The following is a 9,659-nucleotide window of genomic DNA, read 5'->3' as shown; positions in this document are numbered from 1 at the left end:
CCGAACCTGATCACGATCACTGGAATCCGTGATCACCATCGTCTGGAATCACTGATCACCATCCCTGGAATACGCAGGCGTCGCCGGAAATAATTTCTCCAGTGATCCAAATAGTTGCTTGGCCGGACTTGCCAATCCCAACTTTGACCTCGGCAGCTTCGCTATGGCTCGAGAATCCTGCGATCAAGAGCAACATAAACGCGATCGAATCCGCCCCACGTCGAATAATCATTTTGGATGGCCCCCCATTGCAGGATATTGTTCAGCAACATGGAGGCGTGCGCAATAGCAGACCGGCCACTAGTCGGCGTAATTGCCGTTAAGGCAGAAATCCATGATGGGCCTGCCGTCGTCATCCACTTGGGGATTTGTAGCATCGTACTCGAAGCAGAATGCGGTTCGATGGACCTCATCCAGAGTGCGGTATACGAAACAGCCAGCGATCAGAATTAAGTCCGTTCCGTTCGTCACCGATTTGGTTATGAGGGTGCTGCTTTTCTTGATCTGATATGGCGTGAAGGTCTGCCTGCCCGGGAAAATCGTCAACTGGCTCCCGTTCGGCTGCCTTTGCTTGCAATCCTCGACGTGTCTCTTTGCGCGCTCGGCGCGATCGGCGGCCAAGTCTCTGTTGAACGAATAACTGTCAGGGTCGTAAAAAACATCCTGGGCGGGCTGGCGCCCGGTGTTTTGGTATTCGAGGAAGAACTGTAGGGGCTTCCCGACCGCGGGCTTTTCACTCAGGCGCATCGACACGGGACCGACCCAAGCTCTGTCGGCGCGCACAGCGTTGCGAGCGCTGTTGTACGACACCCACAGAGCGGTGATCGCCGTTAAAACAGAGGCTGCGCTGATACACACCGCAAAACGCTGGTAGCGCGTTTCCCTCCGGTGCAGCCAGTCGCGCGCGTCGGTAAGCTTTTCCTCGTCTGTGTAGATGCTGTTTTCTACCCGGCGCCGAAGCTGATCGACGCCTACCGCTTCAAATTCTTTCCAGTTGTCGCGGCGCCGCCGTCGCCGATCCAGCCGCGCCCGAAGCCAAGCCATCGTATCCCCAGCTCTGTTTCACCGGCAACTTGCCCGCAACCGCAGGGCGAGCGCAAGGGGCGAGCCAACATGTTAGCCGTGGATCGTCATGGTTGAACCATTGACCTGCCGCGACTCAGGAGCCGCCTTCGCCAGCGCATGTCTGCGTTTAGTGGAGGGGCCAATGGGTTTGAAAGATCCGGACCAGTTCATGGCCCGTTTGCGGATGGGCTATACGATGAGGGCAGTAACTAGCGGGAAAGGCACCCCGGACGGCAAGCGTGTCCGTGGATTGGGGACGAGGGAGGGGTTTGAAGCCCATTGTCGGGAATTTCCTGAGTGGGGCCGCAAAGCGGCCGCGCTTCTGAAACAGAACGCGGACGTAGCCCAGAAGAGAAAATGTAGCAAGCTAACCCACTGCAACCGCGGTCACCTACTGGCTGGCAACAACCTAGCCTATAAGCGAGATTCGAAGGACGGAAAGTTCTATCGGTACTGCAAGGCTTGCCATCGATTGCGCGGAACGTGGGGCCCCGAAATGACGCCTCAACAAGAGCAAGAGGTGATCAAGGCGGCAAAGGCCGGTATCATCATCGAAGCGATTACACGAGGGACGCTTCAACGCCCCAAGATATGCAGTTTCCTAACTCTTAAGCACCGGCGCATCGCCAATCCGGAGTTGGATCGTATCATCATCGCGAACGCTCGTAATCCTCTTTCGAGGAGGCAGTTAATGCGCTTCCAGATCGTGCCAGCGAACGCGGCTTTTTTCAGCCTCACCGAGCCGCGACCAGAAATTCCCCCGTTCGAGCTGAGACCTGGCGACTACGAATGGATACTTTCGCTGGTCGGCTGGAAATTTCCGTACGACATGCGGCTGGATATCGCCCAAGATGTGATTGAGGCGTTGCTGCTGCGATCAATCAGCAGAGAGCAGGTGCCGAGCCGCATCGTGGATTTCATCTCCAAGCATCGGCGCGCGGTCGGCAATCCCGAATATGACTGCGACCTCGATTCGCCACTCACGGAGGGTGGGAAACTCACAAGGGTAGATGCTGTCGCATTCACTCGTTGGAAAGTGGGGCTTGGATAGACGCGCCGAAGCGTCTGCCCATTAGGAATCACGGGGTGCGCGCCGGTTCACGCTGGCGAGCCTGTTTCTCGCTAAGCTTCTGTGCAAGCAATGTCGAGGTTTTCGCAGATTGAAGCGAACGCTTGTTTGGCTTCAGCAGTTTCAAAGCAAAACCGCGTCCCAAGGTTGCCGCGCTCAACCCACCAGTCGATTTTATCTTGTCGTGAAATGCGCGATGCCTCTCCGCGCAGCTGATCGAGTTGGCTTCCGACGGCTCGGACGATCAAGCAGTTCTTGGTGGCCATGGAAAATTTCTCAGGAAATATAGCCAAAAAAACCAACTTCCGAGCGGACCTCGATAGCCATGTCCTGCTGATCGCTCATACCAGGCGCCTCCTTCAACATGGCAGCCAACGTATTTGCGGCCTCCAGCTCAGCGGCCCTTTCATTCGTCAGTTCTAGACCTTCTTCGTCCGGGTAAAGTTCGGCTCCGTCCCTGATGTCGAAAAAGTAGCGGATCACAGCAACGTCTCCAGCGCGGTCCAACGCTGGCAAGCCTTCAGTGTTCCTAGACCACCAAGAGGCGCTGGTTTCCCCCTTCAATGCCTCACGCCCTACTGCTGGATGGCTGCGGGGCCAGCACTTTCTGCTGAAGCTGGGGCGCCGCAACGCGGCTCTTGAAGTAATCGAGCACGAACAGGCGTATCGCGGACGATAGGTTGCCTTGCTGGCGGTTGCGGTCGATGTCACCAACCAGCTCCGACAGCGTCATGTTACGCAGGCTGGAAATCTCCTTCATGGCGGTCCAGAAGGCCTCCTCCAGGCTGACGCTGGTCTTGTGGCTGGCGACGACGATAGATCGTTTCACGACCGGGGATTTCATCGGCTATTCCTCGCAATCGATGGTGCGCAACGCGGCGCCTAATATACCGAGAAGAACGGCAAAGTAAGATTCTCTCAGTGGTCCCCTCTGGGGATTTTGATCTATCTCAAAGGTCCGCCCGGGGGCTGGCAAAGATTTGCCTGATGAGACCGTCTGACAACCCCTACAGCGATAAGGATGCGCCGAAGCCTTCGCGCACTGAGGAGGCTCGACGTATCATCGAGGAGTATCTGGAGGATCTGCGAGAGATCATCAGGAAGCTTCGCGGGAAGCTGAACTGACATCCCTCCGGGAAAAGATGGTAAGTCGGCCAAAGAGTATCGAATATTCGTCCTGACATTCGAGGGCAACATTGTCCAGACTATCGTCCTGTGCCACCTAAGAAGATGCAAGGCAGCGGGCTCAGCAGCTAGTTGAGAGCCGTCCCGTGGAGCTTTGGGAGGGGCCGCGCCGGATAGCTCGGTTTGATCCGAAGCATTGAGTGGCGCGGGGTTTCGGTCCCTGCTCATCCCGCGGCCGATTCATGCTGGCGGGCCCTGAGGCATTTTGACCTATCTCAATGGCGGGCCTCGTCAGGCTGGTGTCAGCCTGCCGTGCAAGTCCTTCATCGTTGTCGATTCCTCCCAGGGTATCGGCGGCGGCGAGATCCGGTTTGGATTTGCCTCCATTTCCCGGATCTCGCTTCGATCATTGGACAACCCTGTATTTCTTCGCAGGCTTGCGTCGCGGCTTGACCTTCAGGTTTGGCCTGCTGCGGTTAAGTGCTCGCATGATGCCGATACGGGCGAGCATGGTCGGGCCGCCATTCTCGGCCACCAGGATCAGCGCTTCCATTGCGGCTTGCCACTCCGGGGCATCGTGCACGGCCTTGGGCAGTTCGGCGATGTACTCGCCTGCATCACGCAGCGTGATGAACTTGCGGCTGTCCACCTTGATCGGATCGTCGAACAGGCGGTCCCAAGCCTCGCGGTTCATCTCCTCAACTAAGGGTGTATTGAGTGGGTGGCGTGATGGTGGTTCTCAACACCGGGGGGCTGTTCTTACAACAGATGTCGTAAAGCCCGGGTGTCACTGCAGGGCCCTGGCAGCTCGTTGGATTGATTGTTGTTGGCGCGATCCAGCCAAACGGGTGCACCAATTCACTGAACAATGGCGGTACCCTGACCACGGGCAATGTCGTGGGATGGTCGACTATGTGATGCTGCCCGTTTGCGGTGCGCCCATCGATTGATGGGCCGTTCAAGATAAGTCCATGACAGTTGAGCGAGGAGGCAGACACCGAGAAAAGTCTGCCATCTCCATAGCTCGCCTAGTTCAGGATTCGGAAGTAACCGGAACGCGGCTGAGCCCATCAGGCCGAGAACCGGCCAGTGGATAAGATATATCCCGTAAGAGATGTCACCCAATTTGACGATCCACGCGGGTGCCCATGGCAGAATAGCCAGACCGGCGACTGCCATCAGGCAAGAAACCTGAAGATAGAAAGGTGTTAGCGCCGGGCCGTAGTTGAAAAACAAAACACCGGCGGCGATGCAAAGGAACGATAGAAGCCAAGGCCGGATATCCTTGGACAAATTCAGAAGCTTCTCGAAAGCGAAATAAGCAAGAATCCCTGAACCAAAATCAAGATAGTGAGTGTTTACCAAGCGGGCTATCACTGAAACGCTGGGCTCCAATAACCATCCGGCAAAACCGGAAACAACGCAGTAAAGCAGTAACAAGCGTCGGCCACCGATCGGGATTAGGATCGCCGACAAGAAATAAAACATGATCTCAAACTCAAGCGTCCAACCAACGGAGTTGATCGGCTTGCGTTGAGGAATTATCAAAATAGAGTCGGTCGCATCGCGTAGATTGAAGGGATCGGCAATTGGAATCCCCCACTTCAGCACAATCCACATCATGATGGCCGTAACCAGCACATTGAGTGGATAGATGCGGAATAAGCGCTTCAATAAGAAGCCGCCAGGAGCGAAATCCGATCGCTCTGCAATATAGCAGACGATGAAACCGCTAATGCAGAAGAAGAGTTCAACGCCTTCCGCGCCATTGGCGGCGAGCCATGAGATCGTGTGCAGCGGCTGCTGGTCAAAGTAGGTGAGGCAGATGGGCGAGTGGAAATAAAAAACCGCCAACGCAGCGACGGCGCGGCCGGCTTGGATACCGGGAAGTCTTGTATTCGGTTCCATAGGTCGCCCCCAGGTTGGGGCCGCCGGCCGACGTGACGCCGTACGAACGGGAATCGTGGCGTTCAATCCCTAGCGATCATAAAACCCTGGTGCGTACCCATACCTTTGATCGCCATATCTGCGATGTCGGTAGTAGCCATAGTCGGGTTCCGACCGATTGTAAGCGCCCGGCGCATGGTAGTCGTTCCGGTAGCAACGCCCGTTCGAAAAGTTGAAATCGTAGCCGCGCGGACATGCACCATCCGGACGACCGCGAAATTGGATTTGTTGGACTGAGGCGTCTTCAGCGCTTGCGGCCGAAATCGGTCCTAGGATAGCCAGCGCCAGTAGTGCAGCACGAATAATCACCATCTTCCTCCGTTTTGCGCGACTCTCGTCTTCCTAACGAAGGGGAGTGATGAGAGTTCCAGCGATGCCGCCCCCGAGCTCGACGAGCTTGCGGGCGGCGGCTTCGGGGTTGGGGTTGGCGAAGGCCCGTTCGGCAGTGAGCCGCGGTTCACGCTGGGCAGCGTCTATTTCAGAAACGATGCAAAAAACTGCCAGACGATCAAGAGCACAACGATAACCAGCATGGCGTAGATGGTGCGGCGGCCGATGCGGTTCATCTGAGAACCCTGTATTTCTTGGCTGGCTTGCATTTCGGCTGAAGATCTGGGTTTGGCTTGTCCCGGTTCACGGCCCGCATGATGCCGATCCGGGCGAACATTGTCGGCCCGCCACGCTCGACGACAAGCAGCAACGCTTCCATAGCGGCCGCCCATTCCGGCGCATCGTGCACGGCCTTGGGTAACGCCGCGATGTGTTCGCCAGCGTCGAGCAGCGTGACCAGCTTTCTCCCGTCTGGCAACGCGATCGATTCATCGAAAGGCCGCCTCCAGCCCCAGTCCGTTCGTACGTCTCCACCGTTCAAGAGTGTAGCCGCTTCCGCTTTTTGCGCTTCGCGAGCGCGCTCTTGAGACGCTCTCGCAGAGAGAGGATCTCGGCATATTTGGCCGCGAGCTCGGCGTTCGTAATTTGCAGTCTGGATTGCGTTCTTAAATTGCGTTTCCTCATGTGACAGCCTAGCCGGCCGCACTGACGCGCACACTTCGATTTCGGAATTAAGCTTGACGGGGCAGGTTAATTCTGGGGCCCGCGATGGGCCAGGCTCTCGACGGCCGACTTTTCCTCGCACAGGCGCTGTTCCAAAAATTGGCGCTCAAGATCTGACAGATTGGTTTTAAGCAGCCGTCGATATCGGCTGATGTTCTTATCGTGGGCGCGCAGACGGGCGAGTCTCTCGTCGGTCACGGGGCCTCCAGTATGAATGAAAAAATCTAATCGTGGCGGCAACTAAGATAGATCAATGCGTCCAATCGTTTTATGAGGGCAAGCTTCGCGCCTGGTCGGTTGATTGTCAAACAAATCGAAAGCCGCCAGTTTGTAGCTAATTCCCCTCAGCGAGCGCGAATCGGGGGCCAACCTCCTTGGGGAGGGGTGGCAAAGCTTAGCAACCGCGTTAACTTGACCCAAGCTTGCAAGCTCGCCCGCGATCTCGCGCAGGGAAAGATTGGCTTCTGAAGGCGCTTCGCCGCTTGGACCATCTCGAGCTTGCGCTCGGCCCAGCTCCTTCTGCCCTCGACCTTGGCGCCTGTCCTGCGGCGTTTCTGGTCCCTAACGTGGCGGGTTGCCTCCTAGGAACTCATTTGCCTGCGCACAACTAAGGTCTAGCGCTGATCTGCAGGTGGTTTCTATTGATCTCGCTCGCTGGTTGCGGTTTTATCCCGGGAGGGCTGGGAGGACGCGATGCGCAATTGGGGCATCGTGGCGCTGTGCGTCACGTTGGGCGGCTGTGTAACAAATGCCGAGACGGTACAGTTTCGGCCATCCAATCCACAACAGCAGGCACTAATGCGAGATGGGCAAGCTGCCCTTGTGTCTCGCCAAAAGAGTTCGCTTGTTCTGGTCCGTCCAGCTTCGCGGCAAGTCCATGCGAACGGACGCCCTGTCTTCGTCGTCGCAATTAACAACCTGAGCAAAGCACCAACTGACTTCCGTGTCGCCCAAGTCGAGGCGACGCAGCACGTCGCTGGCTCTGACTACGGCATGCAGGTCGTCACCTATGAAATGCTAGTCCAGGAGGAAAAAAACCGACAAGTGGCAGCGGCGGTCCTCACAGGTCTGGCCGCGGCCGGGAATGCGTACAGCGCTTCTCAGGCCGGTTACGGTCACTACACAACTCCTGGCGGCCGCACAGGCACATTCTACAGTCCGACCGCGGCTGCCATCGCGCAAGGCAATGCCTCGGCACAGAACGAAGCCATGGTCGCTGCTACGGTGGAGACCGGTCAGCGCAACATGGCGGTGCTTGAACAGTCCGTGATCAAGGACAACACGTTGATGCCCGGCGAGTGGTAGGGTGGTCAGTTACATCTTGCCCCACCTGTTGCCGCCGAGGGCGGAGGACCAAAGACGTACACTATTGTCATAATGGTTGGCGCGGACCGACACGTTGTCGATATCGCTCAGGGACCAGCCGGAGCCTAATGGTCCCAACAAGAATTTCATTTTCAACAGGGGAGAATAAGAATGAAAGCGATGATCTTGGCAGGTGTTCTCACAACGATTGCCACAGCCGCGTGTGCGCAGAACTATGGGACGGGATCAAACCCTCAAAGCCATAGCGTATCCGGCTATACCCGCAGCAATGGCACATACGTGCAACCGTATACGGCGACAAATCCGAACAGCTCTCAGCGGGACAACTACGGCACGTCCGGCAACTATAATCCGAACAATGGAACGTTTGGAACGCGCACGCCGCGATACTGACTAAGCTAAGGGAGCCAATGCGGGGCGGATCTGTCGTCCTACTTCTAGGCATCACGGCTTTGGTAGCCTACTCGATGGGCCGACGTGAGGCGCCATCGAGTGAGCCGAAGCCGCTCGCCGTCATAGCCGCACCCAGCGCTACAAGGCCCATCGCACTAGTTGATCCAGTGCTGGAGCCTCCGGCGACTAAACCACCCGCAGTCCCCGCACCTTCATCAACATCCAATACGAAAGCGGCCGAGCCTCCACCTCCTGAGGTCAAGAAAAAGGCGCAGGCGGTTCTGACGGCAGCGGCAATCGCCGCGATCCTCATACAAGCCAGTCGCGATCAATATCACGCAAGTGGGAAGCCCTGCGCCTGTCCGGATGATCTGATGCGAAATGGCAGATCATGCGGAGCGAGAAGCGCCTACTCGCGGCCGGGCGGAGCGGCGCCGCTCTGCTATCCGAGTGACATCACTCCCGCGATGGTTGACACTTATCGGAAAACAGCGGCTTCTAGATGAAATGTAAGGCGCTGGGGGTCACATGAAATACATTGATCGCGTGCTCGGACCGCACGAAGAAGTCGTATACGAGACGGGCTTGCACTGGATCGTACTCGCTGCTCCACTCATCGCACTACTGATCTCCGGCTTTGCCGCAAGCGAAATGAACCCCAACAAGGTCGGCGCGACCCCTTTAGCCACGCTTGTGTTCTTTATCCTGGGCCTCTTCGGCTTAGTATCTCTTGTTAGGGCGCTGATCGATTGGACCACCACGGAAATTGCAGTGACTAGTCGCCGCATCGTTTTCAAGCGCGGCATGATCGGACGGAATACAATCGAAATCAATTTCAACCGCATCGAAGGTCTCGACGTGAAGCAAAGCGTGCTCGGTCGTATCCTTAACTTTGGGACCGTGATCGTTCGCGGCACTGGGATCGGCGCTCAGCCGATGCGCGATGTCTCTGCTCCCATCAAGCTGCGAAATGCGGCATTCGGTGATCCTAACGAACGATAAGTCTCGGAGCCCGCTTATCCTAAAGCAAGCCCATACAGCCTGCCGCTTCGTTCGTGCAGCAAGGTTTGTCGCAGCACCTTTTGGATCGCGCGCCAAACGGCGGTCATGTCTTCAAGAGCCGGACGTAGGTCCCAGACTCGTGCAACTCGAGCCAGCCGTGTTCGACTGCAAATTTGATCCCGGCGCCAAACTCGGTCCCGCTGGCTTTCAGCGCGTACAGAAACGGCGCGTTGATCCTCTCGATATGGATACGGCCGTCCTGCACGGCTTCGATGCCGGCGGCGAGCTCGATGAGCTTGCGAGCTGCGATTTCCGGGTTGGCAAAGGGACGTTCGGCGGTGAGCTTCATCGATATCCCATAGCCGGAGTCGGAGGCCTATTCCAATTGAAGTCCGGCCGGACATCTGCACCGCGGCGGCCGCAGGCCTGGCAGACGAAACGCGACTCGATGTCGGATAGTCGCACTTCCAGGGCTATCGAGTGGCTGCAACGGTAGTCGGCACAATAGACCAGGATGCCGCGCACGCCCATCTCGCGCATCTCGCCGAAGGTGATTTTGGTCGGGCGGTGACCGGCCGGTGCGCGGGCTTCTCGGCGAGCAGGTCGTAATCCTCCGCTGGGGGCCGCCTTGTCAGGTGGACCGTTGTGTTGAGAACTGTCCTTATGGACAGGCATACTC

General features: G+C 57.2%; 13 protein-coding genes. 4 read left to right on the top strand and 9 right to left on the bottom strand.

Going from position 1 to position 9,659, the window contains the following annotated elements; genetic code table 11:
- Positions 1 to 300: 300 nt before the first annotated feature.
- The gene (locus SO180_RS41330; RefSeq protein WP_449384517.1) at positions 301 to 1,044 is read right to left on the bottom strand and encodes a hypothetical protein; all 744 of its coding nucleotides are present in this window, start codon (positions 1,042 to 1,044) and stop codon (positions 301 to 303) included.
- Positions 1,045 to 1,207: 163 nt separating this feature from the next.
- Between SO180_RS41330 and SO180_RS41325 the strand changes: the two genes are divergently transcribed.
- Positions 1,208 to 2,116, top strand: coding sequence for a hypothetical protein (locus SO180_RS41325; RefSeq protein WP_449384516.1), 909 nt, complete (start codon positions 1,208 to 1,210; stop codon positions 2,114 to 2,116).
- A gap of 71 nt (positions 2,117 to 2,187) precedes the next feature.
- Here the strand turns inward: SO180_RS41325 and SO180_RS41320 are convergent, their stop codons facing one another.
- The 7 genes from SO180_RS41320 to SO180_RS41290 all read right to left on the bottom strand — a co-directional run bounded on the left by SO180_RS41320 (position 2,188) and on the right by SO180_RS41290 (position 6,457).
- The gene (locus SO180_RS41320; RefSeq protein WP_449384515.1) at positions 2,188 to 2,400 is read right to left on the bottom strand and encodes a hypothetical protein; all 213 of its coding nucleotides are present in this window, start codon (positions 2,398 to 2,400) and stop codon (positions 2,188 to 2,190) included.
- A 10-nt stretch (positions 2,401 to 2,410) separates the two neighbouring features.
- Positions 2,411 to 2,617 (bottom strand): DUF6894 family protein, encoded by a 207-nt coding sequence (locus tag SO180_RS41315; RefSeq protein WP_449384514.1) that lies wholly within the window; start codon positions 2,615 to 2,617, stop codon positions 2,411 to 2,413.
- Positions 2,618 to 2,702: 85 nt separating this feature from the next.
- Positions 2,703 to 2,978, bottom strand: coding sequence for a ribbon-helix-helix domain-containing protein (locus SO180_RS41310; RefSeq protein WP_449384513.1), 276 nt, complete (start codon positions 2,976 to 2,978; stop codon positions 2,703 to 2,705).
- A 687-nt stretch (positions 2,979 to 3,665) separates the two neighbouring features.
- The gene (locus tag SO180_RS41305) at positions 3,666 to 3,953 is read right to left on the bottom strand and encodes a hypothetical protein (RefSeq protein ID WP_449384512.1); all 288 of its coding nucleotides are present in this window, start codon (positions 3,951 to 3,953) and stop codon (positions 3,666 to 3,668) included.
- 164 nt (positions 3,954 to 4,117) lie between these two features.
- Entirely contained in the window at positions 4,118 to 5,167 is a 1,050-nt protein-coding gene (locus SO180_RS41300) for an acyltransferase family protein (protein WP_449384511.1), read from the bottom strand.
- A 601-nt stretch (positions 5,168 to 5,768) separates the two neighbouring features.
- Positions 5,769 to 6,077 (bottom strand): hypothetical protein, encoded by a 309-nt coding sequence (locus tag SO180_RS41295; protein ID WP_449384510.1) that lies wholly within the window; start codon positions 6,075 to 6,077, stop codon positions 5,769 to 5,771.
- 209 nt (positions 6,078 to 6,286) lie between these two features.
- On the bottom strand, positions 6,287 to 6,457 hold the full coding sequence (locus tag SO180_RS41290; RefSeq protein WP_449384509.1) for a hypothetical protein: 171 nt from the start codon (positions 6,455 to 6,457) through the stop codon (positions 6,287 to 6,289).
- A gap of 495 nt (positions 6,458 to 6,952) precedes the next feature.
- Here SO180_RS41290 and SO180_RS41285 point away from each other — a divergent pair, with 495 nt between their 5' ends.
- From SO180_RS41285 to SO180_RS41275, 3 genes are all read left to right on the top strand, one after another.
- A complete protein-coding gene (locus tag SO180_RS41285; RefSeq protein ID WP_449384508.1) occupies positions 6,953 to 7,564 on the top strand; it encodes a hypothetical protein in 612 nt (203 codons plus the stop codon).
- Between the two features lie 171 nt (positions 7,565 to 7,735).
- Positions 7,736 to 7,978 carry a hypothetical protein gene (locus tag SO180_RS41280; protein WP_449384507.1) on the top strand — a complete coding sequence of 81 codons (243 nt, stop codon included), beginning with the start codon at positions 7,736 to 7,738 and terminating at the stop codon, positions 7,976 to 7,978.
- Between the two features lie 528 nt (positions 7,979 to 8,506).
- Positions 8,507 to 8,980: a PH domain-containing protein gene (locus SO180_RS41275; RefSeq protein ID WP_449384506.1), complete on the top strand. Its 474-nt coding sequence runs from the start codon at positions 8,507 to 8,509 to the stop codon at positions 8,978 to 8,980.
- A 103-nt stretch (positions 8,981 to 9,083) separates the two neighbouring features.
- Here the strand turns inward: SO180_RS41275 and SO180_RS41270 are convergent, their stop codons facing one another.
- The gene (locus SO180_RS41270; protein WP_449384505.1) at positions 9,084 to 9,329 is read right to left on the bottom strand and encodes a hypothetical protein; all 246 of its coding nucleotides are present in this window, start codon (positions 9,327 to 9,329) and stop codon (positions 9,084 to 9,086) included.
- Positions 9,330 to 9,659: the final 330 nt, after the last annotated feature.

Source organism: Bradyrhizobium sp. UFLA05-112 (assembly GCF_053572325.1).
This window is presented reverse-complemented; position numbering and strand designations above follow the sequence as displayed.

Bases quoted from the DNA above. Each gene is read 5' to 3' on its own strand.
- SO180_RS41320 (WP_449384515.1), bottom strand. From the start codon at position 2,400: ATGGCCACCAAGAACTGCTTGATCGTCCGAGCCGTCGGAAGCCAACTC.
- SO180_RS41305 (WP_449384512.1), bottom strand. From the start codon at position 3,953: ATGAACCGCGAGGCTTGGGACCGCCTGTTCGACGATCCGATCAAGGTG.
- SO180_RS41280 (WP_449384507.1), top strand. From the start codon at position 7,736: ATGAAAGCGATGATCTTGGCAGGTGTTCTCACAACGATTGCCACAGCC.
- SO180_RS41285 (WP_449384508.1), top strand. From the start codon at position 6,953: ATGCGCAATTGGGGCATCGTGGCGCTGTGCGTCACGTTGGGCGGCTGT.
- SO180_RS41275 (WP_449384506.1), top strand. From the start codon at position 8,507: ATGAAATACATTGATCGCGTGCTCGGACCGCACGAAGAAGTCGTATAC.
- SO180_RS41330 (WP_449384517.1), bottom strand. From the start codon at position 1,044: ATGGCTTGGCTTCGGGCGCGGCTGGATCGGCGACGGCGGCGCCGCGAC.
- SO180_RS41270 (WP_449384505.1), bottom strand. From the start codon at position 9,329: ATGAAGCTCACCGCCGAACGTCCCTTTGCCAACCCGGAAATCGCAGCT.
- SO180_RS41325 (WP_449384516.1), top strand. From the start codon at position 1,208: ATGGGTTTGAAAGATCCGGACCAGTTCATGGCCCGTTTGCGGATGGGC.
- SO180_RS41310 (WP_449384513.1), bottom strand. From the start codon at position 2,978: ATGAAATCCCCGGTCGTGAAACGATCTATCGTCGTCGCCAGCCACAAG.
- SO180_RS41300 (WP_449384511.1), bottom strand. From the start codon at position 5,167: ATGGAACCGAATACAAGACTTCCCGGTATCCAAGCCGGCCGCGCCGTC.